The organism is Streptomyces sp. TOM-9 (assembly GCF_056858595.1).
The window spans coordinates 2,674,874-2,700,742 of sequence record NZ_JBXEQB010000001.1 but is presented as its reverse complement, the minus strand read 5'-3'; the positions used below and the strand labels follow the sequence as shown (position 1 = coordinate 2,700,742).

At 73.1% G+C, this 25,869-nt stretch carries 23 protein-coding genes; 17 read left to right on the top strand and 6 right to left on the bottom strand.

Annotation, left to right across the window (positions count from 1 at the left end; genetic code table 11):
- Positions 1-636 precede the first annotated feature (636 nt).
- Positions 637-1,773, top strand: a complete 1,137-nt coding sequence (locus tag AC1VWI_RS12660) for a glycosyltransferase family 4 protein (protein WP_499511087.1) — start codon at positions 637-639, stop codon at positions 1,771-1,773.
- A 29-nt stretch (positions 1,774-1,802) separates the two neighbouring features.
- On the opposite strand, the gene AC1VWI_RS12655 is transcribed toward AC1VWI_RS12660, so the two are convergent.
- Positions 1,803-3,611 (bottom strand): glycoside hydrolase family 15 protein, encoded by a 1,809-nt coding sequence (locus AC1VWI_RS12655; protein WP_499511086.1) that lies wholly within the window; start codon positions 3,609-3,611, stop codon positions 1,803-1,805.
- A 404-nt stretch (positions 3,612-4,015) separates the two neighbouring features.
- On the opposite strand from AC1VWI_RS12655, the gene pyrG reads away from it, so the two are divergent.
- The 11 genes from pyrG (at position 4,016) to AC1VWI_RS12600 (ending at position 17,201) form a co-directional block, all read left to right on the top strand.
- Positions 4,016-5,662, top strand: a complete 1,647-nt coding sequence (pyrG, locus tag AC1VWI_RS12650; protein ID WP_499516785.1) for a CTP synthase — start codon at positions 4,016-4,018, stop codon at positions 5,660-5,662.
- 63 nt (positions 5,663-5,725) lie between these two features.
- The gene (locus tag AC1VWI_RS12645; protein WP_499511085.1) at positions 5,726-6,349 is read left to right on the top strand and encodes an NUDIX domain-containing protein; all 624 of its coding nucleotides are present in this window, start codon (positions 5,726-5,728) and stop codon (positions 6,347-6,349) included.
- Positions 6,350-6,478: 129 nt separating this feature from the next.
- Positions 6,479-8,815 (top strand): tetratricopeptide repeat protein, encoded by a 2,337-nt coding sequence (locus tag AC1VWI_RS12640; protein WP_499511084.1) that lies wholly within the window; start codon positions 6,479-6,481, stop codon positions 8,813-8,815.
- Between the two features lie 250 nt (positions 8,816-9,065).
- Complete coding sequence (gene ald / locus AC1VWI_RS12635) at positions 9,066-10,181, top strand: alanine dehydrogenase (protein ID WP_499516784.1); 1,116 nt, start codon at positions 9,066-9,068, stop codon at positions 10,179-10,181.
- A 364-nt stretch (positions 10,182-10,545) separates the two neighbouring features.
- Positions 10,546-11,619, top strand: coding sequence for a ParA family protein (locus AC1VWI_RS12630; RefSeq protein ID WP_499511083.1), 1,074 nt, complete (start codon positions 10,546-10,548; stop codon positions 11,617-11,619).
- Positions 11,604-12,278: a hypothetical protein gene (locus AC1VWI_RS12625; RefSeq protein ID WP_499511082.1), complete on the top strand. Its 675-nt coding sequence runs from the start codon at positions 11,604-11,606 to the stop codon at positions 12,276-12,278. Before AC1VWI_RS12630 ends, AC1VWI_RS12625 begins: the two co-directional genes overlap by 16 nt.
- 61 nt (positions 12,279-12,339) lie before the next feature.
- Positions 12,340-13,506, top strand: coding sequence for a segregation and condensation protein A (locus AC1VWI_RS12620; RefSeq protein WP_499511081.1), 1,167 nt, complete (start codon positions 12,340-12,342; stop codon positions 13,504-13,506).
- Positions 13,499-14,176, top strand: a complete 678-nt coding sequence (gene scpB / locus AC1VWI_RS12615; protein ID WP_499511080.1) for an SMC-Scp complex subunit ScpB — start codon at positions 13,499-13,501, stop codon at positions 14,174-14,176. The genes AC1VWI_RS12620 and scpB overlap by 8 nt, the downstream gene beginning before the upstream one ends.
- Positions 14,176-15,297 (top strand): pseudouridine synthase, encoded by a 1,122-nt coding sequence (locus AC1VWI_RS12610; protein WP_499511079.1) that lies wholly within the window; start codon positions 14,176-14,178, stop codon positions 15,295-15,297. The genes scpB and AC1VWI_RS12610 overlap by 1 nt, the downstream gene beginning before the upstream one ends.
- A 117-nt stretch (positions 15,298-15,414) precedes the next feature.
- Positions 15,415-16,191, top strand: coding sequence for a nucleotidyltransferase domain-containing protein (locus AC1VWI_RS12605; RefSeq protein ID WP_499511078.1), 777 nt, complete (start codon positions 15,415-15,417; stop codon positions 16,189-16,191).
- Positions 16,188-17,201 (top strand): ADP-ribosylglycohydrolase family protein, encoded by a 1,014-nt coding sequence (locus AC1VWI_RS12600; protein WP_499511077.1) that lies wholly within the window; start codon positions 16,188-16,190, stop codon positions 17,199-17,201. The genes AC1VWI_RS12605 and AC1VWI_RS12600 overlap by 4 nt, the downstream gene beginning before the upstream one ends.
- On the opposite strand, the gene AC1VWI_RS12595 is transcribed toward AC1VWI_RS12600, so the two are convergent.
- The 5 genes from AC1VWI_RS12595 to AC1VWI_RS12575 form a co-directional block, all read right to left on the bottom strand.
- Positions 17,160-17,870, bottom strand: coding sequence for a nucleotidyltransferase domain-containing protein (locus AC1VWI_RS12595; protein WP_499511076.1), 711 nt, complete (start codon positions 17,868-17,870; stop codon positions 17,160-17,162). The genes AC1VWI_RS12600 and AC1VWI_RS12595 overlap by 42 nt on opposite strands.
- A gap of 18 nt (positions 17,871-17,888) precedes the next feature.
- Positions 17,889-18,341 (bottom strand): Rieske (2Fe-2S) protein, encoded by a 453-nt coding sequence (locus tag AC1VWI_RS12590; protein ID WP_499511075.1) that lies wholly within the window; start codon positions 18,339-18,341, stop codon positions 17,889-17,891.
- On the bottom strand, positions 18,338-18,928 hold the full coding sequence (locus tag AC1VWI_RS12585) for a DUF6529 family protein (protein WP_499511074.1): 591 nt from the start codon (positions 18,926-18,928) through the stop codon (positions 18,338-18,340). The genes AC1VWI_RS12590 and AC1VWI_RS12585 overlap by 4 nt, the downstream gene beginning before the upstream one ends.
- Positions 18,929-18,961: 33 nt before the next feature.
- Positions 18,962-19,621, bottom strand: a complete 660-nt coding sequence (locus AC1VWI_RS12580) for a hypothetical protein (protein ID WP_499511073.1) — start codon at positions 19,619-19,621, stop codon at positions 18,962-18,964.
- A gap of 89 nt (positions 19,622-19,710) precedes the next feature.
- On the bottom strand, positions 19,711-20,073 hold the full coding sequence (locus AC1VWI_RS12575; RefSeq protein WP_499511072.1) for a DUF952 domain-containing protein: 363 nt from the start codon (positions 20,071-20,073) through the stop codon (positions 19,711-19,713).
- Between the two features lie 118 nt (positions 20,074-20,191).
- Here AC1VWI_RS12575 and aroH point away from each other — a divergent pair, with 118 nt between their 5' ends.
- The 5 genes from aroH to der all read left to right on the top strand — a co-directional run bounded on the left by aroH (position 20,192) and on the right by der (position 24,755).
- Positions 20,192-20,554: a chorismate mutase gene (gene aroH / locus AC1VWI_RS12570; RefSeq protein WP_499511071.1), complete on the top strand. Its 363-nt coding sequence runs from the start codon at positions 20,192-20,194 to the stop codon at positions 20,552-20,554.
- Positions 20,551-21,636 carry a prephenate dehydrogenase gene (locus AC1VWI_RS12565; RefSeq protein ID WP_499511070.1) on the top strand — a complete coding sequence of 362 codons (1,086 nt, stop codon included), beginning with the start codon at positions 20,551-20,553 and terminating at the stop codon, positions 21,634-21,636. The genes aroH and AC1VWI_RS12565 overlap by 4 nt, the downstream gene beginning before the upstream one ends.
- Before the next feature lie 225 nt (positions 21,637-21,861).
- Positions 21,862-22,575, top strand: a complete 714-nt coding sequence (cmk, locus tag AC1VWI_RS12560; protein WP_499511069.1) for a (d)CMP kinase — start codon at positions 21,862-21,864, stop codon at positions 22,573-22,575.
- Positions 22,533-23,231 (top strand): lysophospholipid acyltransferase family protein, encoded by a 699-nt coding sequence (locus tag AC1VWI_RS12555; protein ID WP_499511068.1) that lies wholly within the window; start codon positions 22,533-22,535, stop codon positions 23,229-23,231. Before cmk ends, AC1VWI_RS12555 begins: the two co-directional genes overlap by 43 nt.
- Before the next feature lie 66 nt (positions 23,232-23,297).
- Positions 23,298-24,755 carry a ribosome biogenesis GTPase Der gene (gene der, locus AC1VWI_RS12550; protein WP_499511067.1) on the top strand — a complete coding sequence of 486 codons (1,458 nt, stop codon included), beginning with the start codon at positions 23,298-23,300 and terminating at the stop codon, positions 24,753-24,755.
- Positions 24,756-25,869: the final 1,114 nt, after the last annotated feature.

Genomic DNA, 25,869 nt, shown 5'->3' with positions numbered 1-25,869 from the left:
GCCGACCACCGTCCGCGGTGTGAGGGGGTGCTGCCCGTCCCGCCTGCCGGGCGGCGTGCGGCGGGTCCCGGGAGGGGTTCGCGTCCACCGCGCTCGGAGCGTGTTCCGGGTGTCACCGTCGCCGTGGTCCCGGCGGCTGCGGGGGAGGCGGGCGTCGATGCCGCCGGAGGCACCGCCGTGCGCTGGCGGATGCCACGCCCGGCGGCGGGCCCATCTGCGGGCCCGCACCGCCTGAGACGGGGCTTCTCGGGGGTCGGGGGGCCGGGACCGGGGGGCACGCTCCCGGCGGCGGGTTCGGCCCGTGCCGGCGCGCGCCGAGCACGCGCCGTGTGCCCTCCGTCTCCATCCGCCCGCCGAACACCTCGGTGCCGGCCGCCGCGGCAGCCGGAACACCCGCGATCAGGTCGCAGATGTTCTGCGCGGCCCACACGCCGTCGACATCGGTGAAGTACCCCCGCTTGCGGGTGCGGGGTCGGCGTGATGGGGGAGCGTGGGGCACTCGTAAGGGTGGTCCCGCGTACGTGTGGCCGGGTGGGGGTGGGGCATCGCTCCCTGGATGGCCTATCGGCCTGGCATCCTTGAGGGAGCAGACCCCGCCGCCCTCCGCACGATGCCGAGTCAGGAGCCCTACCCCGCGTGAGCAGTTCACCGAGCCCCTTGCACGGGCAGCTGCACGCCGTCCACGTGCTGGGCGAGACGGCGCGGGCCCATGTCGCCTCCGTGGCGGGCGGGTTGGTGGCGCGCGGCGTGCAGGTGACGGTCTGCGGCCCGGCCGAGGCCGAGGAGCGGTACGGGTTCGGGGCGGCGGGAGCGCGATTCGCGCCGGTCGAGATCACGCGGCGCGCACAACCGAGGGCCGACGCGGCCGTGGTGACGGCGTTGCGGGCGGCCTGTGCCGGGGCGGACGTGGTGCATGCGCACGGGCTGCGGGCCGGGCTGCTCGCCACGATGGCGCTGAGCGGGCGCCGTACGCCGCTGGTGGTGACCTGGCACGGCGCGGTGCTGGCGGAGGGTGCGCGGGGGCGGGTGCTGCGGTTGCTGGAGCGCCGGGTGGCGCGGGCGGCGGCGGTCGTGCTGGGCGCCTCGTCGGACCTGGTGGACCGGGCCCGTACGGCCGGGGCACGGGACGCCCGGCTCGGGCCGATCGGGGTGCCGGCGCCGCCGCGGGTCGCGCCGTCCCCGGAGGCGGTGGCGGAGGCGGAGCGGCGCCGGCACAAGACCCGGGACGAATTCGCCGTGGGGGAGCGTCCGTTGCTGCTCGCGGTGGGCCGTCTGGAGCCGCGCAAGGGGTATCACCTGCTGCTGGACGCGGCCCACGGCTGGGCGGGGCTCGACCCGGCGCCGTTGCTGGTCGTCGCGGGTGAGGGCTCGCTGCGTACGGAGCTCCAGGAGCGGATCGACACCGAGGAGCTGCCGGTGCGGCTGCTCGGCCGCCGTGACGACGTGCCCGAACTCCTCGCCGCCGCCGACGTGGTGGTGCTGCCGTCGCGCTGGGAGGCGCGGTCGCTCCTCGCGCAGGAGGCGCTGCACGCGGGGGTGCCGCTGGTGGCGACCTCCGTCGGCGGTACGCCCGAACTCGTCGGCGAGGCAGCGGTGTTGGTGCCCTACGGCAATCCGAAGACGTTCGCGGACACCGTCACGCGTCTGCTGGGGGACCCGGCGCGGCGTGCGGGGCTCGCCGCGGCCGGTCCCGTACAGGCCGGCACTTGGCCGACCGAGGATGACACGGTCGCCCAAGTGCTCAGCATCTACGACGAGTTGACATCGTCCTGAGGGTTGCTTCGCGGGTGGTGGCGGTGCGGTCAGCCGCCGTACGCGCCGCTCGCGGTGAGCCGCAGCGCCGTGTCGATCAGCGGCACGTGGCTGAAGGCCTGCGGGAAGTTGCCGACCTGCCGCTGCAGCCGCGGGTCCCACTCCTCGGCCAGCAGGCCGAGGTCGTTGCGGAGCGCGAGCAGCTTCTCGAAGAGCCTGCGGGCCTCGTCGACCCGGCCGATCATGGCGAGGTCGTCGGCGAGCCAGAAGGAGCACGCGAGGAAGGCGCCCTCGTCGCCGGGGAGGCCGTCCAGGTTCTCGCCGCCGGGCGGGGCGTCGGTCGGGTAGCGCAGCACGAAACCGTCCTCGGTGGACAGTTCCCGCTGGATCGCCTCGATGGTGCCGATGACGCGCTTGTCGTCCGGCGGCAGGAAGCCGACCTGCGGGATGAGCAGCAGCGAGGCGTCCAGCTCGCGCGAGCCGTAGGACTGCGTGAAGGTGTTGCGTTCCTTGTCGTAGCCCTTCTCGCACACGTCGCGGTGGATCTCGTCGCGCAGGTCGCGCCAGCGCTCCAGCGGGCCGTCGACCTCGCCGGACTCGATGAGCTTGACGGTGCGGTCGACGGCGACCCAGGCCATGACCTTGGAGTGGACGAAGTGCCGGCGCGGGCCGCGGACCTCCCAGATGCCCTCGTCCGGCTCGTCCCAGTGGTCCTCCAGGTACTGGATGAGCCGGATCTGCAGGAGCGAGGCGTAGTCGTTGCGGGCCAGGCCGGTCATGTGCGCCAGGTGCAGGGCCTCGGTGACCTCGCCGTAGACGTCGAGCTGGAGTTGGTGGGCGGCGCCGTTGCCGACCCGGACCGGGATCGAGCCCTCGTAGCCGGGCAGCCAGTCCAGCTCGGTCTCGCCGAGCTCGCGCTCACCGGCGATGCCGTACATGATCTGCAGGTTCTCGGGGTCGCCGGCGACCGCGCGCAGCAGCCACTCGCGCCAGGCGCGGGCCTCGTCGCGGTAGCCGGTGCGCAGCAGGGAGGACAGCGTGATCGCCGCGTCGCGCAGCCAGGTGAAGCGGTAGTCCCAGTTGCGGACGCCGCCGATGTCCTCGGGCAGGGAGGTGGTGGGGGCGGCGACGATGCCGCCGGTCGGCCCGTACGTCAGCGCCTTGAGGGTGATCAGCGAGCGGACCACGGCGTCCCGGTAGGGGCCGTGGTAGGTGCACTGGGCGACCCACTCGCGCCAGAAGTCCTCGGTGGCCTCCAGCGCGGCCTCGGGCTCGGCGAGCGGGGGCGGCTCCTTGTGCGAGGGCTGCCAGCTGATGGTGAAGGCGATGCGGTCGCCGGGCGAGACCGTGAAGTCCGCGTAGGTGGTGAGGTCCTTGCCGTACGTCTCGACGTCGGTGTCGTGCCAGACGGAGTCCGGGCCGGCGACGGCGACGGTGCGCTCGCCCACCTTGTGCACCCACGGCACGACCCAGCCGTAGCTGAAGCGCATGCGCAGCGCGGACCGCATCGGCACCCGGCCGCTGACGCCCTCGACGATCCGGATCAGCTGGGGGGCGCCGTCACGCGGCGGCATGAAGTCGATCACACGGACCGTGCCGCGGGGGGTGTCCCACTCGGACTCCAGCACCAGGGAGTCGCCCCGGTAGCGGCGCCGGGTGGCGGCCGGGGACGGGGTGCCGTTCGCGTGGGCGGGGCCGAGCCGCCAGTAGCCGTGCTCCTCGGTGCCGAGCAGGCCCGCGAAGATCGCGGGGGAGTCGAAGCGGGGCAGGCACAGCCAGTCGACCGTGCCGTCCCGGCACACCAGGGCGGCGGTCTGCATATCGCCGATGAGTGCGTAATCCTCGATACGCCCGGCCACGTAGGTCTCCCAGTCGAACGACGGCGGCGCCCCTTGGGACTGGGGCGGTGATTGCGGTCTGTGGATCTGTCGACGAGCTCTTTCCCGGGAGCGGGCGGGGTAGTGCCGTGCCGGTTCACTCGCATCGAATCGATGTGTCCGAGCAGGATACGACGACAACGCGGGCTGTGCGGAAGCGACGACCGCCCCCGCTGGGCCGGTCGGGTGCATTTTGTCGTACCAAACTCCCGGTGACCGCGTTTTTCGTCAGAGAGCCGCCCGCACCGTCTGGTGCGCGTCACTGATACCCTGGTAGCCCGTGGGCCGGTGGCCTGAACCACTGAACCGCCGCGACGACACCCCTCTTCATCACCATGGTGCCGTCCCGACCACCACCTCGCGACCACGGGAGCCCCCTGTTGGCACTGCCGCCCAAATCCACGACGACCAAGCACCTCTTCGTCACGGGGGGTGTCGCCTCCTCGCTCGGCAAGGGCCTGACCGCCTCCAGCCTCGGCGCACTGCTCAAGGCCCGGGGTCTGCGCGTCACCATGCAGAAGCTCGACCCGTACCTCAACGTGGACCCGGGCACGATGAACCCGTTCCAGCACGGTGAGGTGTTCGTCACGGACGACGGCGCCGAGACCGACCTGGACATCGGCCACTACGAGCGCTTCCTGGACGTGAACCTCGCCGGCTCGGCCAACGTCACCACCGGCCAGGTCTACTCCTCGGTGATCGCCAAGGAGCGGCGCGGCGAGTACCTGGGCGACACCGTGCAGGTCATCCCGCACATCACCAACGAGATCAAGTCCCGCATCCGGCGCATGGCGACCGAGGACGTGGACGTGGTGATCACGGAGGTGGGCGGCACCGTCGGCGACATCGAGTCGCTGCCCTTCCTGGAGTCCGTGCGGCAGGTCCGGCACGAGGTCGGCCGGGACAACGTCTTCGTGATGCACATCTCACTGCTCCCGTACATCGGCCCCTCCGGCGAGCTGAAGACCAAGCCGACCCAGCACTCCGTGGCCGCGCTGCGCAGCATCGGCATCCAGCCCGACGCGATCGTGCTGCGCGCCGACCGCGACGTGCCGACCTCCATCAAGCGCAAGATCTCGCTGATGTGCGACGTCGACGAGGAGGCCGTGGTCGCGGCGATCGACGCCCCGTCGATCTACGACATCCCCAAGGTGCTGCACACCGAGGGCCTGGACGCGTACGTGGTCCGCAAGCTGAACCTGCCGTTCCGCGACGTCGACTGGACGCAGTGGGACGACCTGCTGGGGCGGGTCCACCAGCCCGAGCACGAGGTGAAGGTCGCCCTCGTCGGCAAGTACATCGACCTGCCGGACGCGTACCTGTCGGTGACCGAGGCGCTGCGCGCCGGCGGCTTCGCCAACAACGCCAAGGTCAACATCAAGTGGGTGACCTCGGACGACTGCAAGACCGCGGCCGGCGCGGCCCGTCAGCTCGGCGACGTGGACGCGATCTGCGTGCCCGGCGGCTTCGGCGACCGCGGTGTGGAGGGCAAGGTCTCCGCGATCACCTTCGCCCGCGAGAACCGCATCCCGCTGCTGGGTCTGTGCCTGGGCCTGCAGTGCGTGGTCATCGAGGCGGCCCGCAGCCTGGCCGGCATCCCGGACGCCAACTCCACCGAGTTCGACGCCGCGACCGGCCACCCGGTGATCTCCACCATGGCCGAGCAGCTCGACATCGTCGCCGGCCAGGGCGACCTCGGCGGCACCATGCGGCTGGGCCTGTACCCGGCGAAGCTCGCGGAGGGTTCCATCGTCCGCGAGGTCTACGGCGGCGAGCCCTACGTCGAGGAGCGGCACCGCCACCGCTACGAGGTGAACAACGCCTACCGCGGCGAGCTGGAGAAGAAGGCCGGCCTGGTGTTCTCCGGCACCTCCCCGGACAACACGCTGGTCGAGTACGTCGAGTACCCCCGCGACGTGCACCCGTACCTGGTGGCCACCCAGGCGCACCCCGAACTCAAGTCCCGCCCGACCCGTCCGCACCCCCTGTTCGCGGGTCTGGTCGCGGCCGCCGTCGAGCGCCTCAAGGGTTGATCGGTACGGTTGCGGGGGCGGGCCGGCGTACGGCCCGCCCCGGCACCGCGTACGGAGGGCACCATGCTGAAGGACACTCCCGAGGAGTGGCGGGTCACCGCCACCGCCACCCCCTTCACCGGGAAGAAGACCAGCGTCCGCACCGATGACGTCGTCATGCCCGACGGCGGCGTCGCCCGGCGCGACTACCAGGTCCACCCCGGCTCGGTGGCCGTGCTCGCCCTCGACGACCGGGACCGGGTGCTGGTCCTCAAGCAGTACCGCCACCCCGTGCGGATGAAGCTGTGGGAGATCCCCGCCGGACTGCTCGACGTGCCCGGCGAGAACCCGCTGCACGCCGCCCAGCGCGAGCTGTACGAGGAGGCCCACGTCAAGGCCGAGGACTGGCGGGTGCTCACGGACGTGTACACCACGCCCGGCGGCTGCGACGAGGCCGTGCGGATCTTCCTGGCGCGGGGCCTGTCCGAGGTGGAGGGCGAACGCTTCGAGGTGTCGGAGGAAGAGGCCGACATGGAGTTCGCCCGGGTCCCGGTGGACGAGCTGGTCCGCGGCGTCCTCGCGGGGGAACTGCACAACAACTGCCTCGTGGTGGGCGTGCTCGCGCTGCAGGCCGCCCGGGCCGGGGACGGCCTGGAGGCCCTGCGTCCCGCCGAGGCCGAGTGGCCCGCGCGACCGTTCTCCGTGTGACCCGTTCGGTCTGACCATCCGATCGTCCGAGAGGGTGATCATTGACCGGATCAGCCGCGTCGCGCAGGGGGGTTGGACCCATACCGTGAACTAGGCTCTTGCCGTTCGTAGGAGAACGGGAGTGGGCCCGTGGCGGATCACGTGCTGGACGCCGACGCATCGGCGGCGGCCTCTGACGACGGCCCGTGGGGGCCGGCGTCGCAGACCCCGGCACACGGCACGCTGCCCCCCGGCCTGCCGGGGTTCGTCGGCCGCCGCCGCGAGCTCGAGGAACTGCGCGCCGACATCGACCGGCCGGGCCTGGCGGCCCTGCGCGGCCAGACGCCCGACGGCAGCCGCGTGCTCCTCGTGGCCGGCCGGCCGGGCTCGGGACGGACGGCGCTGGCCGTGCGGCTCGCCCACGAGGTCGCCGACCGCTACCCCGGCGGCCAGTTCTACGTACGGCTCAGCGAGAACGACGGCCGTCCGGTGCCGCCCGAGCAGTCCGCCCGCTCGCTGCTGCGCGCGATGGACGTCGAGGTCGAACCGGCCGCGGAGCGCGAGGAACTGCAGGCCGCACTGCGCACCGCCCTGAACGGGCGCAAGGCCGTCCTCGTCCTGGACGACGTCGTGGACTCCCGCCAGTTGCTGGACCTGATGCCCAAGGGCTCGGGGAACCTGCTGGTCGCCACGGCCGAGGGGCCGCTGCCCGGTGTCCACGACGTACGCCCGTGCACCCTGGGCGGGCTCGACCCGGTGGCGTGCGTCGACCTGCTGGCCGAGGCCGTGGGCCGGGTGCGGATCACCAACGACCCCCGGGCCGCGGAGGGTCTCGCCCAGGAGTGCGGCGGCCATCCCGCGGCGCTGCGCCTGGTCGCCGCGTGGCTCGCCGCCCAGCCCCGCACCTCCGTCGCCGAGGCCACCCGCAGGCTGCACGCCGAGGCCGCCGAGCCGGCCGCCGCGGGACCGGCCGCCCCCGCGGCCTCCGAGGGCGGCACGGCCACCCGGGGCGACGGCACGCTGCGCGCCGACGTCGGGTACCGCACGGGCAGCAACCCGCTGCCGGAGGCGCTGCGCGGCCTGGCCGCGGACGGGCAGGCGCGGGTGCTGCGCCGGGCGGGCACGTCCGGCGACCCGACCTCGCGGAAGACCGGCGGCGCGCGGGACGCCGACGGTTCCGGGGAGGCGGAGGAGAAGGGGAACGCCACCCCGCCGCCCACCCCGCGTGCCACTCCCGCGCCGGAGCTGCTGCGCGCCTTCCGCTTCGTCTACGGAGCGCTGTCGCCAGCCGTGGCCCGCATGCTGCGTCTGCTCGCGCTCGCCCCCTCGGGCCTGACCGACGCGCAGACCGCCTCCGCCCTGGGCGGCTGCTCGGTCGAGGCGGCGCAGGCCACGCTCGCGGACCTGGCCGGCTGCGGGCTGCTGCACCCCGAGCCGGGGGCCGGCGACCTGCCGGCGCAGTACCGTGTGCCGGGCTGGCTGACCCCGCCGCTGCGGGCACTGCTGGCGAGCACGGAGAAGCCGTCCGAGGTGCAGCTCGCCCGCGCCCGGATGCTGGAGCGCACGGTACGGCTGCTGCACGCGTGCCGGATGTGCCTGGAGGGCGAGACGGAACCGGACGGGCTGCCCAAGTCGCTGCGCTTCGCCGGCCGTCCGGTCGCGGCCGGGTGGCTGCGGCTGCGGCTGCCGGTCCTGCTGGCCTCCGCACGGCTGGCGGTCGCGGACGGCGAACTGGACACCCTGGCCCGCCGTCTCATGGCCGCGCTCGTCCGGGCACTCGCCGCGGACCCCGACGGCGGCGCGACCGCGCCGGAGCGCTACCGGCTCCACCACCTGGTGCTGGACGTGGCCGAGCGGCGCGGACTGCACCGCGAGAAGGCGGCGGCCCTGCTGAACATCGGCGACCTGGACGTGGAGGCGGCCCGCCCGCTCGACGCCCTCGACCGCTACCGGGCCGCGCTGGTGGCCTCCCGGGAGGCCTACGACGGTGACGCCGAGGGCCGCGCGCTGGAGGCCATCGCCGGGACCTACCTGGAGCTGGACGACCCGCAGCGCGCCTCCGACTGGTACGGCAGGGCGCTGGCCCTGCGGCAGGCCCGGGGCGAGGTGGTCCACCAGGCGCGGCTGCACTCCAGGCTCGGCGCCCTGTTCACCTACGCCGCCCACTACGGCAACGCGCTGCGCGAGTGGCGTGCCGCGGCGGCCGCCCACCGGCGGTTGAAGGACCTGCCCGCGCAGGCCCGTGCCCTCAGCGAGGTGGCCCGGGTCCAGGAGTACGCGGGCCACCCCGAGGACGCCCTGCGGACCTGCCGTGACGCCCTGTACTGGGCCCGGCAGGCGGGGGAGCGACGGCTGGAGGGCGCCGTGCTGCTGCGCATGGCCGACACCCTGGAACGGCTTGGGGACCCGGCGGGCGCCCGGCTCCAGCGCGCCGCGGCGCGCCGGCTGCTGCCCGCCGAGGAGATTCCGCAGCCCGAGGAGGACTGAGCGCCTCTGTTTCCGGGCCCAAGGGCCCACCGGGGGCCCTCAGATCGCGCCGTTCGCGAGCTGTACCTACGAAACTGCCAATGCCTTCGCTGAAAGTAGTCACTTTGTAAGGCTGGACAGTGACTCTTCCTTCACTACACTTGGTCACACCGCAGAACATCGCGGTCAGGTCCGGCGTACTCCGTTATGGGGTGACATGTCAGGAGACCTGCACAAACCCTCCACTCCCGTGAACAGGACCGTGATCGACGTGAAGGTCGGCATCCCCCGCGAGGTCAAGAACAACGAGTTCCGCGTGGCCATCACCCCCGCCGGCGTGCACGAGCTCGTCCGAGGCGGCCACGAGGTCTTCGTCGAGCAGGACGCCGGCGTCGGCTCGTCCATCCCGAACGAGGAGTACGTCTCCGCCGGTGCGACGATCCTCCCGACCGCCGACGAGGTGTGGGCCGCCGCCGACCTGGTGCTGAAGGTCAAGGAGCCGATCGCGGAGGAGTACCACCGTCTCCGCAAGGACCAGACCCTCTTCACCTACCTGCACCTGGCGGCGTCCCGCGAGTGCACCGACGCGCTGCTGGAGTCCGGCACCACCGCGATCGCTTACGAGACCGTCGAGTTCGCCAACCGGCAGCTGCCGCTGCTCGCCCCGATGTCCGAGGTGGCCGGCCGGCTCGCCCCGCAGGTCGGCGCGTACCACCTGATGCGCTCGGCCGGCGGGCGCGGGGTGCTCCCCGGCGGCGTCCCGGGTGTGGCCCCGGCCAAGGCGGTCGTGATCGGCGGCGGCGTCTCCGGCTGGAACGCCGCGCAGATCGCCGTCGGCATGGGCTTCCACGTCACCCTGCTCGACCGGGACATCAACAAGCTGCGCGAGGCCGACAAGATCTTCGGCACCAAGGTGCAGACCATCGTCTCCAACGCCTTCGAGCTGGAGAAGGCCGTCCTCGACGCCGACCTCGTCATCGGCGCGGTCCTGATCCCGGGCGCCAAGGCCCCCAAGCTCGTCACCAACGAGCTGGTCTCCCGGATGAAGCCGGGCTCGGTGCTCGTCGACATCGCGATCGACCAGGGCGGCTGCTTCGAGGACTCCCGTCCCACCACGCACGCCGAACCGACCTTCGCGGTGCACGACTCGGTCTTCTACTGCGTCGCCAACATGCCGGGCGCGGTGCCGAACACCTCCACCTACGCGCTGACCAACGCGACGCTGCCGTACATCGTCGAGCTGGCCAACCGCGGCTGGCGCGAGGCGCTGCGCCGGGACGCCGCGCTCGCCAAGGGCCTCAACACCCACGAGGGCCAGGTCGTCTACGGCCCGGTCGCCGAGGCCCACGGCCTGGACGCGGTCGACCTGGCCACCGTCCTCGGCTGACGCCGGCTGGTCGACTGATCGATTTTTCTCGCGTTGGCGTCAACTTGTCGCCAATCCGGTACGCACGGCCGGGTCTTGAGTCACAAGGCCCGGCCGTTCGCGTGGAACCATACTGTTTTGCCGATTCGTCCCCCCGTGAAACATCCCCGGCGTCGTCGTTACACCCTTGACAGCGAGACGTTCGGTTGCCGACACATCGTGCCGTGTCCGGTGGATTGTGTTGCTGTGAACCACCGACACGCCATAGAGTCGCCAACCGTCGGCATGCTGCAACGCTGACCTATTGAGAAGTTTCCTGGTCACCAAGGAGGTAAGACGACTTGTGAATGAGTCGACATTTGCTCCCGGGGGTGGTCAGCCAGGAATGACCGTGCAGACCGACGGCTCCGCACGGCTCGAACCGGTGGCCTCCGTGGCCGTCCGGACGTTCGAGGCGCGCAGGACCGGGACAGACAACGAGACGCGTTACGCGAACCCCATGGCGCACTACGAAGAAGAGCTGCAGGACGGTCAGTTCTACGACCCCGACGCGGAGTACGAACCCGACCCCGAGTACGCGGCCACGCTCGCACCCGACGCGGCGCGCCAGCGCCGTGAGCGCGTGGGCCCCACCGGCCGCCCGTTGCCGTACTTCCCGATCCCCGGCCCACTGACGGACCACGGCCCGGCGAAGATCATCGCCATGTGCAACCAGAAGGGCGGCGTCGGCAAGACGACGTCCACCATCAACCTCGGTGCCGCGCTGGCCGAATACGGCCGCCGCGTCCTCCTGGTCGACTTCGACCCGCAGGGCGCGCTCTCCGTCGGCCTCGGGGTCAACCCGATGGAACTGGACGTCACGGTCTACAACTTGCTGATGGAGCGCGGGCTCTCGGCCGACGAGGTGCTGCTGAAGACCGCGGTGCCCGGCATGGACCTGCTGCCCAGCAACATCGACCTGTCGGCCGCGGAAGTCCAGTTGGTCAGCGAGGTGGCCCGCGAGTCCTCGCTGCAGCGCGCGTTGAAGCCGCTGCTGCCCGACTACGACTACGTCATCATCGACTGTCAGCCCTCGCTCGGCCTGCTGACCGTCAACGCCCTGACCGCGGCCCACCAGGTGATCGTCCCGCTGGAGTGCGAGTTCTTCGCGCTGCGCGGTGTCGCGCTGCTCACCGAGACCATCGAGAAGGTCAGGGAACGGCTCAACCCCGAGCTGGAGCTGGACGGCATCCTCGCCACGATGTACGACTCGCGCACCGTGCACAGCCGCGAGGTCCTGGCGCGGGTCGTCGAGGCCTTCGACGACCACGTCTACCACACCGTCATCGGACGGACCGTCCGCTTCCCGGAGACCACGGTCGCCGGTGAGCCGATCACCACCTACGCCTCCAACTCGGTAGGTGCCGCCGCCTATCGCCAGCTCGCCAGGGAGGTGCTCGCCCGGTGTCACGCCGAGTGAGTCTCCCGGGGGCCGACGAACTGTTCCGCACCACCGGGGGGCGGGGGCTCCAGTCCGCGACGCCGCGGCAGCACGCCAACGGCGAGACTCCCGGCGCAGCGGGCACCGGCGGCGGCCCCGGCACGGACTCCGGCGCGCCCGGCGAACGCCCGCTGCGGCCCGTGCCCGCCTCCGCCGAGGAGCCGGCGCCCGAGGAGGCGCCGGTCAGCGAGTCCGCGGCGCCCTCCGAAGCCGCCGAGCACGGCGGACGGGACACCGGCACCGACCCCGGCGCCGCGCCCGCCCCCGCGGCCCGCTCCGTCCCCGAGCAGGCGGGTCCGTCCGGTCCGCCCGTCCGGCGCGGCCTGCAGGCCCCCGGAACGGGTTCCACGGGCCCCCAGGCGGCCCCGCAGCCGCCGCAGCCCCCGCAGCCGCGCCGCAAGTCCGGTCGGGCCCCCAGGCGGCCCAGCGGGCGCGAGCGCCACGACGAGAAGATCACCGTCTACGTCTCCGCCGAGGAGCTCATGGACCTCGAGCACGCCCGCCTCGTCCTGCGCGGGGAGCACGGGCTCGCCGTGGACCGCGGGCGCATCGTCCGCGAAGCGGTCGCGGTGGTCCTGGCCGACCTCGAGTCCCGCGGCGACGCGAGCATCCTCGTACGCCGCCTGCGCGGCCGCTGACGCGCTCCGCGCGATACGGTGCCGTCCTCCGTACGGCCCCGTCAGCACCATCTGGACCCCCATGCCCCCCGACGACACCGCCAGCCCGCAGCGCTCCCGCCGCCTCCTCGGCCGCGGCCCCGGCGCGAACCCCGTGCCGCCCCCGGCCGTGGCCGACGAGGGCGCGGGCGACGCGAGCGCGGGCGAGGCGGGCAGTGAGTTCGGCCACACCGCGCCCGCGGCGCCGCCGTCACCCGACGCCGTCGAAGCCGCGGCGGAGGCCGTCCCGCAGCCCGGGGGGCACCTGCCCGTCGCGGACCCGCCGCCCGCACCGGAGGCGGGGGACGACGGACCCCCGGCCGCGCCGGAGGGGCAGGCGCAGCCTGCCGGCGAGCCGGGCGACGAGCGGAGCGCCGAGGAGGGCTCCGCCGCGAACGGCGGCCGGTTCACCGTCCGGCTGGCGAACTTCGAGGGCCCCTTCGACCTGCTGCTGCAGCTCATCTCCAAGCACAAGCTCGACGTCACCGAGGTCGCCCTGTCCAAGGTGACGGACGAGTTCATGGCGCACATCCGCGCCATGGGACCGGACTGGGACCTGGACCAGACCACGGAGTTCCTGGTGGTCGCGGCGACGCTGCTGGACCTGAAGGCCGCGCGCCTGCTGCCCGCCGCCGAGGTGGAGGACGAGGAGGACCTCGCCCTGCTGGAGGCCCGGGACCTGCTCTTCGCCCGGCTGCTCCAGTACCGCGCCTACAAGCAGATCGCCGCGATCTTCGCCGAGCGGCTGGAGGCCGAGGCGCTGCACCACCCCCGCACCGTGGGACTGGAGCCGCAGCACGCCGAGCTGCTGCCCGAGGTGGTGCTGAGCATCGGTCCGGAACGCTTCGCGCAGCTCGCCGTCAAGGCGATGCAGCCGAAGCCGAAGCCGCAGGTGTACGTGGACCACATCCACGCGCCGCTGGTGAGCGTCCGTGAGCAGGCGGAGCACGTCATCGCGATGCTGCGCGAGCGCGGCGAGGCGAGCTTCACGGAGCTCACCGTCGACGCCCCCGACACCCTCACGGTCGTCGCGCGCTTCCTGGCCCTCCTGGAGCTGTACCGGGAGAAGGCGGTCGCGCTCGACCAGGAGGAGGCCCTGGGTACGCTCCTGGTCCGCTGGACGGGCGGCGAGGCGGCACCGGCCCAGCCGCTCGTCACCGACGAATTCGACCAGGTGCCGGCCGCCGCGAAGGACGGGAAGGATGGCTGACGTGACGGAGGTGACCGGGGTGACCGAGGCGGTCGAGGGGACCGGTGAGGCGGCGGAGGGCGAGCCCGCGGGGCTGCTGTCCGTGGCGGAGCTGGAGCTGAGGCCCGCCCTGGAGGCGGTCCTGATGGTCGTCGACGAGCCCGTCACCGAGGAGACCCTGTCGAAGGTGCTGGAGCGCCCGCGCCGGGAGATCGCCATCGCGCTCCACGACCTCGCGGAGGAGTACGCCGCGCAGGGCCGCGGCTTCGACCTGCGCCTGATCGCGGGCGGCTGGCGCTTCTACACCCGGCCCGCGTACGCCGCGGCCGTCGAGAAGTTCGTCCTGGACGGCCAGCAGGCCCGGCTGACCCAGGCCGCGCTGGAGACGCTGGCGGTCGTCGCGTACCGGCAGCCGGTGAGCCGGTCCCGGGTCTCCGCGGTGCGCGGGGTCAACTGCGACGGCGTGATGCGCACCCTTCTGCAGCGGGGTCTGGTGGAGGAGTGTGGGACGGAAGCCGAGACAGGTGCGATCCTGTACAGGACGACGAACTACTTCCTGGAGCGGATGGGCCTGCGCGGCCTGGACGAGCTGCCCGAGCTCGCCCCGTTCCTCCCGGAGGCGGCCGCCGTCGAGGCGGACTCCCTGGAGGGCGTCCCCTCATTCGACCCGGACTCGACGACGGATACTTGATGCGAAGCAGTAGCGGCAGCGGCAGGAACAGCGGCGGCAACCGGAATCCCCGGGGTGCCGATGGGGGCACGTCCCGGTCCAGGACCGGGGGGCAGCGCGACGACCAGCAGAAGCGCGCGGGCCGGCCCCGTCCGGAGGAGCGGCGCTACGACGTCGGCGGCAGCTCCGGCGGCCCCGGTGGAGCGGGCGGAGCCGCCAAGCGCGGCAGCGGCGGCAGGCCGGGCGCCACCGGCGGCAAGCCGGGCGCCACCGGCGGCAAGCCGGGCGGTGCCTCGGGCAAGCCCCGCAAGTCCACGCCCGCGCGCCCGCGCGAACTCGACGCCCAGATCGAGGAGCGCAACCGCGAGCGGCACAGCAAGCCCAAGCTGAACCTCCCGAAGACCTTCCCCGGCGCCGAGCAGGAGGGCGAGCGCCTGCAGAAGGTGCTGGCCCGGGCGGGCATGGGCTCGCGCCGCGCGTGCGAGGAGCTGATCGAGCAGCGCCGTGTCGAGGTGAACGGCAAGATCGTCACCGAGCAGGGCCTGCGCGTGGACCCGGACAAGGACGAGGTGCGCGTCGACGGGCTGACCGTCGCCACGCAGTCGTACCTGTTCTTCGCCCTGAACAAGCCGGCCGGCGTCGTCTCCACGATGGAGGACCCCGAGGGCCGCCAGTGCCTCGGCGACTACGTCACCAACCGCGAGACCCGGCTGTTCCACGTCGGGCGGCTGGACACCGAGACCGAGGGCATCATCCTGCTCACCAACCACGGCGAGCTGGCCCACCGTCTGACCCACCCCCGCTACGGCGTGCAGAAGACGTACCTCGCCGCGATCAACGGCGTGCTGCCGCGCGACATCGGCAAGCAGCTCAAGAGCGGCATCGAGCTGGAGGACGGCTGGGCCCGCGCCGACAGCTTCCGCGTGGTGCAGCAGACCGGCAAGAACTACCTCGTCGAGGTGACCCTGCACGAGGGCCGCAAGCACATCGTCCGCCGCATGCTGGCCGAGGCGGGCTTCCCGGTCGACAAGCTGGTCCGCACCAGCTTCGGCCCGATCGCGCTCGGCGACCAGAAGTCCGGGTGGCTGCGGCGGCTCACCAACACCGAGGTGGGCATGCTCATGCGCGAGGTCGACCTCTGAGCCGTCCGGTCCCGCCGTCACGGGCCGGTCCGCGCCCCCTGCCGGACCGGTTTCCTGACCGGCTTCCCATCGGATAAGGACTTTCCCGGAGGACGCCGTTCCGGGAAGGATGGCGCAATGACCATCCACGCCGAACGTCTGCGAGGGGCCGGGCTGCCCGAACTCTCCCCGGCCCTCGCCCAGCAGGGACACCCGTTGCTGTTCGCCACCGTCTCCGGTGCGCACCTGTACGGCTTCCCGTCCCGCGACTCCGACGTGGACCTGCGCGGCATCCACCTCCTCCCGCTGTCCGACCTGATCGGGCTGCGGGAGGGCGAGGAGACCCAGACCCGCATGTGGGAGCAGGACGGCCTCGAACTCGACCTGGTCACCCACGACCTGCTGAAGTTCGCCCGGCTCATGCTGCGGCGCAACGGCTACGTCCTGGAGCAGCTGCTGTCCCCGCTCGTGGTGCACACCAGCGGCGTCCACGCCCAACTGGTCGACCTGGCACCCGGGGTCATCACCAGCCACCACGCCCACCACTACCGGGGCTTCGCCCGTACCCAGTGGGAGCTGTACGAGAAGACCGGCGAGCTCAAGCCGCTGCTCTACACCTTCCGGGTGCTGCTGACGGGAATCCACCTGATGCGCACCGGCACCGTCGAGGCGCACCTGCCGACGCTGCTGGACCACGTCACCGCCCCCGGGTACGTCCGCGAACTCATCCACGAGAAGGCCGTCGCCGAGCACGGCCTGGCCATGGACCTCGACCCGCGCCGCGTCCGCGCCGACGTCGAGGCCCTGCACGCCGGTCTGGACGACGCGCAGCGGGACACCCGGCTGCCCGGCGAGCCGGCGGCCTACGACGCCCTCCACGACCTGGTCGTCCGCACCCGGGTGGCCGCGGTATGAGACGGGCCGCCTCGGGGGCGATGGCGGGGCTGGCGATCGGTGACGCGCTCGGTTTCCCCACGGAGTTCAACGACGTCCCGTCGATCCTCGCCAAGTGCGGTCCGTGGCGGGAGATGGAGCTGCCCCGCCCGGCCTTCGTCACCGACGACACGCAGATGACGCTCGCCCTCGCCCGCGGGCTGCGCACGGCGATGGACCGCGGTCCCCTCACGCCGTCCCGGCTCGCCCGCCCGGTGCGCGAGGAGTACGTCGACTGGTACCACTCGCCCGACAACAACCGCGCCCCCGGCCGCACCTGCCTGGTCGCCTGCCAGAAGCTGGACCACCCGGACCGGCCCTGGCAGGAGGCCAGCCAGACCGGCTCCAAGGGCTGCGGCGCGAACATGCGGGTCGCTCCGGTCGGCCTCGTCCCCGGCCTGCGCCCCGAGGAACGGGCGGGGGCGGCCCAGTTGCAGTCCGCGCTCACCCACGGCCACCCCACGGCGCTCGCGGCCTCCGACCTCACCGCGCACGCCGTCCACCTGCTCGCGCAGGGCGCCGCCCCCGCGGAACTGACCGCCCTGCTGCGCGGCTACGCGATGGAGCAGCGCGACACGTACCACGAGTGGTGGCTCGGCGACCTGTGGCTGCGTGCCCACGACCACGGCCCGGTGGCCTTCGTCCGGCGCGGCTGGGACGAGTGCCTCGGGGTGCTCGACCGCCTCGACGAGGCCCTCGCGGCGCCCGACCGGGAGGCCGACCCGTGCCTGGCCGGCGGCGCAGGCTGGATCGCCGAGGAGGCGTTCGCGACCGGCCTGCTGTGCTTCCTGCTCTTCCCGGACGAACCCGTCACCGCGGTGCGCCGGGCGGCGTGCTCCTCGGGGGACTCCGACTCCATCGCCTGCCTGACGGGCGCCTTCGCCGGCGCGCACCACGGCCTGGCGGCCTGGCCGGACGCCTGGGTGGAGCGGCTCGAGCACCGCGACGAACTACTGGCCCTCGGCGCCCTCTGGGACGGCGACGGCGGCTGACGCCCGCCGGACCCGGACGAGGAAGTCCTCGACGCGGGCCCGGTCCGGCTCGTCCGGGAGCGGACTGCGCGGCGCGGCGGCCTCGGCCTCCCCGTACAGCCGGAGCATCCAGGACTCCGTCTCGGACCAGCCGACCTCGCCGCGCTTGACCGCCAGCAGCCGCTCCCGGTGGTCGCCGACCCCTATGCGCAGTTCGCCGGTGCGGAGCAGGTCGCGGGAGCTGATCAGCAGGCGCAGCAGGTGCATGGCGTGCTTCCAGCGGGGCGCGCCGTGCGTGCGGACGTCCGCCTCCAGCTTCCGCAACTGGCCGGTGGCGTAGCGGCCGAAGGACTCGTGGACGTGCCGGGACAGGAAGGCGCCGCGCAGGGCGAGCAGTTCCTTCCCGGTGTCGTCCACGTGCTCGACGAGCGGGGAGTGGAGGCACTCCAGGATGTTGGGGTTGGCGCGCAGCGCGAGCTCGCAGAACCGCTCCAGCTCCCAGGAGAACTGCTCGGGCTCCGGGCCGTCCACGTGGCGGGGCGGCTTGTCGAAGCGCCAGAAGAGCGGCGTCGGCGCCACGTACACCCCGCGGCGGTCGGTGTCGCTGCCGTCCGTGGCCAGGCCGAAGGCGCGTGAGCCCATCACACAGGCGTAGACGGTGTGCCGGCGTACGAGGTCGTGGTCGCGCATGGACGGGGATCGTACGGGCTACACGAGGAAGATCTCGCCGTCTTTTTCGGTGATCTCCTCGGGGGGAAGCGGCTTCTTGGCCGGTCCCGCGGCCACCGAGGCGTCGGCGATGCGGAACTTGCTGCCGTGGCAGGGGCAGTTGATGGTGCCGTCGGCGACGGTGTTCACGATGCAGCCCTGGTGGGTGCAGACGGCGGAGAAGGCCTTGAACTCGCCGGCCTGGGGCTGGGTCACCACGACCTTCTTGTCCGTGATCACCGTGCCGCCGCCGACGGGCACGTCGGCCGCCTTCACCAGCACCTCGCCCTCCCCGGACGGGGAAGCGGAGGCCGGTGCCGAGCTCGGCGCGGAGACGGGCTCCGAGGCCGGTGGTGGCGCGGAGGTCGCCGCCGCGGGCGGCGCGCTCTCTTCGCCGTACTTGCTGCAACCCGCCAGCGCTGCCGTGGACAGCAGCACCATGCGTCGCTTCATGTCGTCACCCCGACCGTTCTGAAGAACCACAACGCGGACGTCAGCCACAGCACCGTCAGCGCCGTGAAGACCAGCCCGCCGACAACCGGCAGCAGCCAGCCCGGCAGTCGCTCGGCCCGCAGCAGCAGCATCTTTGCGGTGAATGCCCCGAAAAAGAAGCACCCGAGCAGCGAGTGCCACATCACGCGGCTGCTGTACGTCTGATAGCCCAACGCGTACAGGCAGTGCACGGCCACCGGGATGGCCAGCAGGAACGCGATCCGGCCCGACCAACGGTGCAGCCCGCCGGTCCAGGAGGGGGCGCGGACGCCCGGCACCTTGCCGTACATCACCAGCGCCGAGACCGCCTGCACCAGGGCGAAGGCGAAGGCGGCCGTGGCGAGCCAGGACTTGACCGCGCCCGTGCTGGAGAAACCGGCCAGGTTGAAGGCGGTGCCGGCCGGGTCGTGCACCTTGCCGTACGCGCCGAGGGCGACCGCGACCGCCGCGGCGGCGACCGCGGGGACGAGGAACACGGCGACCCGCCGCCGGGGGCGCGGTGACGGGGCCGGGAAGGACGTGGTGGCGGCGTTCGGGTCCACGTTCATGGGGCGCTCCTGCTCCTGCCTGCGGGCGGACGGTCAGGGGATCGGCCGTGCGGTGAGCTGCGTGCCGTCGACGGTCACGGCGCCGGTGGCGGGGTCGATGGCGGGCGCCGCCGACGGTTCGCCGTCGCGCGAGACGATCCCCACCTGCTTGCCGTTCGGCAGCACGATCCAGCCGCCGACGACCCGCGCGCCGCGCACCGAGGCGGTCGCCCGGTACAGACCGGACGGCTTCACCGCGCGCTGCGCGGTGAAGGGCTGCTCCACGCCGGTCAGCCGCACCTCGCCGGTGACGCGGCCGCCCTCCAGCGTGCCCTCCAGCGAGGCGCCGCGGTCGCCGGTCAGGCGCATGCCGCCGTCGTCCCGGACGTCGCCGCGCAGCCAGGCCTCCTTGGTGCGCCCGTCGCAGACGTACGCGACGGCCTTGCCGTCGCGCAGCGCGATCGCGACGCTCGCCGCGTCGTCGCCGGTGCGGCCCGCGTAGTCCGCGTCCGGACGGGGGACCGCGGTGCTGCGGGACGGGGAGGCCGCGGGGGCCGACGACGGCGGGGCGGCGGACGGCGTCCGGCTCGCGGCCGGCGGGCCGCCGCCCTTCGGCCCCGCCTGCGGCGGTTCCGTCGTCGCGTTGAGCGACAGCATGATCAGCGCGAGTGCCAGCCCCGCGAGGAGCGTGTAGAGCGGTCCGGAACGCTTCATGTCCGCCTCCCCCGAGGCCGCGCGGTCAGGGCACCATCGAAGCGGACGGCCCGCCCCGCGTCCAGGGGCGTGTCAGGACGAAGCGGCGCTCACGACCACACCGCCAGCGCCACCGCGCGGCCGTCCGTGTCCCGCTGCACCTCCAGCATCCCGACCACCGCGCTGCGGTTGATGCGCCCGTACACGTGCGGGAAGCGCGTCTCCTGCGGGACCCCCGGCGGCGGCACCGGATCGGCGTCCTCCCACAGCACACGGGCCTCCAGGGCCTCCTCGTCGATCAGCAGCACCATCAGCGGGCCCGGGGTGCCCCGGTAGAAGGCGTCGGCGACGGCGAGCGCAACCGCCTCGTCGGGCGCGCAGTGCACGAACCCGTCCTCGGCGAGCGACGAGGGCGCGTACGGACGGTCCGGGTCGCGCAGCCAGTCGTCCAGCGGAACAAGGTGGAAGATCATGCTTCATGGTGTACCGCAGCACCCCTGGCGTCTCGCAGGGCGGGCGTGTCCGCCGCGCCCCGTCCGCCCCGACTACGCTGACCAGGTACGTGCGCGCAGCAACACAGGGAGCGATGACGTGGCGGTACGAGCGGTCCGCGGAGCCGTCCAGCTGGAGCGGGACGAGGCGGAGCACATGCACGAGCAGGTCGCCGAGCTGCTCACCGCCCTCCTGGAGCGCAACGGCATCGCGGTGGACGACCTGATCAGCGTCTGGTTCACCGCCACCCCGGACCTCCACAGCGACTTCCCGGCGGTCGCCGCGCGCAAGCTCGGCATCACCGACGTACCGCTGATCTGCGCGCAGGAACTCGACATCGCCGGCGCCATGCCCCGGGTCGTGCGCATCCTCGCCCACGTCGAGTCCGGCCTGTCCAAGGGCGAGATCTCCCACGTCTACCTCGGCGCCGCGGCCGCCCTCCGCAAGGACATCGCCCAGTGAGAACCGCCCTCGTCATCGGCACCGGCCTCATCGGCACCTCCGCCGCCCTCGCGCTCGCCGCGCGCGGCGTCGAGGTCCACCTGGAGGACCACGACCCCGCCGTGGTGCGCACCGCCGCCGCGCTCGGCGCGGGCACCGACGAACCCCCGTCCGGCCGGGTCGACCTCGCGATCGTCGCCGTGCCGCCGGCCCACGTCGCCGCGACCGTCGCCGACGCCCAGCGCCGCGGGCTCGCCCGCGGCTACCTCGACGTCGCCAGCGTCAAGGCCGGACCGCGCCGCGACCTGGAGGCGCTCGGCTGCGACCTGACCTCGTACATCGGCACGCACCCCATGTCCGGCCGCGAGCGCTCCGGCCCCCTGGCCGCGACCGCCGACCTCTTCGAGGGCCGCCCCTGGGTGCTCACCCCGACCCCGGTCACCGAGACCGAGGTGCTCAACCTCGCCCTGGAGCTGGTCGCGCTCTGCCGCGCCGTCCCGGTCGTGATGGACGCCGACGCCCACGACCGCGCCGTCGCCCTCGTCTCGCACACCCCCCAGCTGGTCTCCAGCATGGTCGCGGCGCGCCTGCAGCACGCCGAGGACAGCGCGGTGCGCCTGTGCGGCCAGGGCATCCGCGACGTCACCCGGGTCGCGGGCTCGCAGCCCGGCATGTGGATCGACATCCTCTCCGCCAACCCCGGCCCGGTCGCCGACGTCCTCGCCGATCTCGCCGCCGACCTGACGGAGACCGTCGAGTCCCTGCGGGCCCTGCAGTCCGCGGACGACGCCAAGCGCCGCGACGGCGCCGCCGGCATCGAGGACCTCCTCCGCCGCGGCAACGCCGGCCGGTCCAAGGTCCCCGGCAAGCACGGCTCCGCCCCCAAGTCCTACGACGTCGTCGCCGCCTTCATCGGCGACCAGCCCGGGGAGCTCGCGCGGCTCTTCGCGGACACGGGGGCCGCGGGGGTCAACATCGAGGACGTGCGGATCGAGCACTCGACCGGGCAGCAGGCGGGTCTGGTCCAGCTGATGGTGGAGCCGGCCGCGGCGGCGCGTTTGTCGGCGGCGTTGCGGGAGCGTGGCTGGTCGCTGCGCGCGTGATGGGGCCGGCGGACGGAGTCCGGCGCAGCCGTGCGAAGCCCGGGAGGCCCGCTCGGGGCCGAGTGGTGCGAGGTCGGCGTCGGGGATCGGGCCCGGCCCGGGGAGCTCGCGCGGCTCTTCGCGGACACGGGGGCCGCGGGGGGCCTGGGAATTCGTGGTACGGAGCCGAATGGGTGGGCCGGTAACCTTGTGGGGATGGCATTGCGCCAGCCGTGTACCTGCTCCATGCACAAGGAAGGTCCCCCGACTGTGTCGAATCCGGTGATCGTCGCGATCGACGGCCCCTCGGGCACTGGCAAGTCCAGCACTTCGAAGGCGGTCGCGGCCAAGCTCGGCCTGAGCTACCTGGACACCGGAGCGCAGTACCGGGCGATGACCTGGTGGATGCTGAGCAACGGCGTCGACGTGAACGACGCAGCCGCCGTGGCGACCGCCGCCGAGAAGCCGGTGATCGTCTCCGGGTCCGACCCGGCGGCGCCCACGATCACGGTGGACGGCGTGGACGCCTCCGGCCCGATCCGCACCCAGGAGGTCACCGCGGCGGTCAGCGCCGTCAGCGCGGTGCCGGAGGTGCGCAGCCGCCTGGTCGGGCTGCAGCGCGACGCAGCCACCGCCGCGCCCGCCGGCATCGTCGTCGAGGGCCGGGACATCGGCACCACCGTGCTGCCGGACGCCACCGTCAAGATCTTCCTCACCGCCTCCCCGGAGGCCCGCGCCGCCCGCCGCGGCGGCGAGCTGAAGGCCACCGGCAGCGCCCAGGTCGACCTCGTGGCGACCCGGGAGGCCCTCGTACGGCGCGACGCGGCGGACTCCGGCCGCAAGACCTCCCCGCTGGCCAAGGCGGACGACGCCATGGAGGTCGACACCAGCGAGCTCACCCTCGACCAGGTCATCGAGTGCGTCGTCACCCTCATCGAGGAGAAGCGGGCGGCTTCGTGAGCGACTCCTCCGCGGTTCCGGGACCGAGGGGCGCGGCCGTCGGCCGCCGCCTCGGCATCGGGATCATCAACAGCCTCTGGCGCCCCCGGGTGCTCGGCGCCTGGCGGTTGCCCGCCACGGGGCCGGTGATCCTGGCCGTGAACCACTCGCACTACGTGGACGGGCCGGTCCTCATGGGCACCTGCCCGCGCCCGGTGCACTTCCTGATCAAGAAGGAGGCGTTCATCGGGCCGCTGGACCCGTTCCTGCGTGGGATCGGCCAGCTCCCGGTGGACCGCCACAGTACCGACCGCACCGCGGTGACCAGCGCGCTCGGCGTGCTGGAGCGCGGCGGGGTCCTGGGGATCTTCCCCGAGGGCACCCGGGGCGAGGGCGACTTCGCCGACCTGCGGGCGGGCCTGGCGTACTTCGCGGTGCGCTCCGGCGCGCCCATAGTGCCGGTCGCGGTCCTCGGCACGTCCCGGCCGGGACGGCTGATCCGCGGCCTGCCGCCGGTGCGCGGCCGGGTCGACATCGTCTTCGGCGACCCCTTCGACGCCGGTGACGGCAGCGGACGCCGCACGCGTACGGCACTGGACGCCGCCACCGTGCGCATCCAGAAGCACCTGAGCGGACACCTCGAGTACGCCCGGCGCACCACGGGCCGCGCCTCCTAGCGTCGGCCTGATCCACACTGGGGCGTGCAAGCCCCCGCACATTTGACGATCGACGGAGAAGCTTTCATGGACATCGAGAACGAGTACGGCGAAGTCGGCGCGCTCGACGACGCCGAGTACGCCGAGTTCATGGAGCTCGCCGCCGAGGAGGGTTTCGACCTCGACGAGGTCGCGGGCGACCTCGCGGCGGCGGGCCACGGCCCGCTGCCGGTCGTCGCGGTCGTCGGCCGCCCGAACGTCGGCAAGTCGACGCTGGTGAACCGGATCATCGGCCGCCGTGAGGCGGTCGTCGAGGACCGTCCCGGCGTCACCCGCGACCGCGTCACGTACGAGGCCGACTGGAACGGCCGCCGCTTCAAGGTCGTCGACACCGGCGGCTGGGAGCAGGACGTCCTCGGCATCGACGCGTCCGTGGCCGCGCAGGCCGAGTTCGCGATCGAGGCCGCCGACGCGGTGGTCTTCGTGGTGGACGCCACGGTCGGCGCGACCGACACCGACGAGGCCGTCGTCAAGCTGCTCCGCAAGGCCGGCAAGCCGGTCGTGCTGTGCGCCAACAAGGTCGACGGCCCCTCGGGCGAGGCGGACGCCGCCATGCTGTGGAACCTCGGCCTCGGCGAGCCCTTCCCGGTCTCGTCGCTGCACGGCCGCGGTACGGGCGACCTGCTGGACGCGATGCTGGAGGCGCTCCCCGAGGCGCCGATGCAGTCCTTCGCCAACACCATCGGCGGCCCGCGCCGCGTCGCGCTGATCGGCCGCCCGAACGTCGGCAAGTCCTCGCTGCTGAACAAGGTGGCGGGCGAGGAGCGCGTCGTCGTCAACGAGCAGGCCGGCACGACCCGCGACCCGGTCGACGAGCTCATCGAGCTCGGCGGCAAGATCTGGAAGTTCGTGGACACCGCGGGCATCCGCCGCCGCGTCCACCTCCAGGAGGGCGCGGACTACTACGCCTCGCTGCGCACCGCGGCCGCCCTGGAGAAGGCGGAGGTCGCCGTCGTCCTGATCGACGCCGGCGAGACCCTCGCCGAGCAGGACACCCGCATCATCTCGCTGGCCGTCGAGGCGGGCCGCGCCATCGTCATCGCCTACAACAAGTGGGACGTGCTGGACGAGGAGCGGCGCTACTACCTCGAGCGCGAGATCGAGAAGGACCTCGTGCAGGTCCAGTGGGCGCCCCGGGTGAACGTCTCCGCCCGTACCGGCCGCCACATGGAGAAGCTGGTCCCGGCCATCGAGTCCGCCCTGGCGGGCTGGGAGACCCGGGTCCCCACCGGCCGTCTCAACGCCTTCCTGGGCGAGCTCGTCGCCGCCCACCCCCACCCGATCCGCGGTGGCAAGCAGCCCCGCATCCTCTTCGGCACCCAGGCCGGCACCAAGCCCCCGCGCTTCGTGCTCTTCGCCTCCGGCTTCCTGGAGGCGGGCTACCGCCGCTTCATCGAGCGGCGGTTGCGTGAGGAGTTCGGGTTCGTGGGGACGCCGATCCAGGTGTCGGTGCGGGTGCGGGAGAAGCGCGGCCGCAAGAAGTAGTCCCTGTGGGGGTGGGCGTGGTGCCGCCCGCCGGGTCGCTTCCCCAGGGGGGCGATCGGGCGGGCGGTTCTTTGTGGGGGTCCGGGGGGTCGCTCCCCGGGGTGTTGCAGTATCGAGCGGCGGTTGCGTGAGGAGTTCGGGTTCGTGGGGACGCCGATCCAGGTGTCGGTGCGGGTGCGGGAGAAGCGCGGCCGTAAGAAGTAGCTCCTGCGGGGGCCGGACATGGTGCCGCCCGCCGGGTCGCTTCCCGAGGGGGGGGTGATCGGGCGGGCGGTTCTTTGTGGGGGTCCGGGGGGTCGCTCCCCGGGGTGTTGCAGTATCGAGCGGCGGTTGCGTGAGGAGTTCGGGTTCGTGGGGACGCCGATCCAGGTGTCGGTGCGGGTGCGGGAGAAGCGCGGCCGCAAGAAGCAGCTCCTGCGGGGGCCGGACATGGTGCCGCCCGCCGGGTCGCTTCCCCAGGGGGGCGATCGGGCGGGCGGTTCTTTGTGGGGGTCCGGGGGGTCGCTCCCCGGGGTGTTGCAGTATCGAGCGGCGGTTGCGTGAGGAGTTCGGGTTCGTGGGGACGCCGATCCAGGTGTCGGTGCGGGTGCGGGAGAAGCGCGGCCGTAAGAAGTAGTCCCTGTGGGGGTGGGCGTGGTGCCGCCCGCCGGGTCGCTTCCCGAGGGGGGGGTGATCGGGCGGGCGGTTCTTTGTGGGGGTCCGGGGGGTCGCTCCCCGGGGTGTTGCAGTATCGAGCGGCGGTTGCGTGAGGAGTTCGGGTTCGTGGGGACGCCGATCCAGGTGTCGGTGGGGGTGCGGGAGAAGCGCGGTCGCAAGAAGTAGTCCCTGTGGGGGTGGGCGTGGTGCCGCCCGCCGGGTCGCTTCCCGAGGGGGGGGGTGATCGGGCGGGCGGTTCTTTGTGGGGGTCCGGGGGGTCGCTCCCCGGGGTGTTGCAGTATCGAGCGGCGGTTGCGTGAGGAGTTCGGGTTCGTGGGGACGCCGATCCAGGTGTCGGTGCGGGTGCGGGAGAAGCGCGGTCGCAAGAAGTAGCTCCTGCGGGGGTGGGCGTGGTGCCGCCCGCCGGGTCGCTTCCCGAGGGGGGGGTGATCGGGCGGGCGGTTCTTTGTGGGGGTCC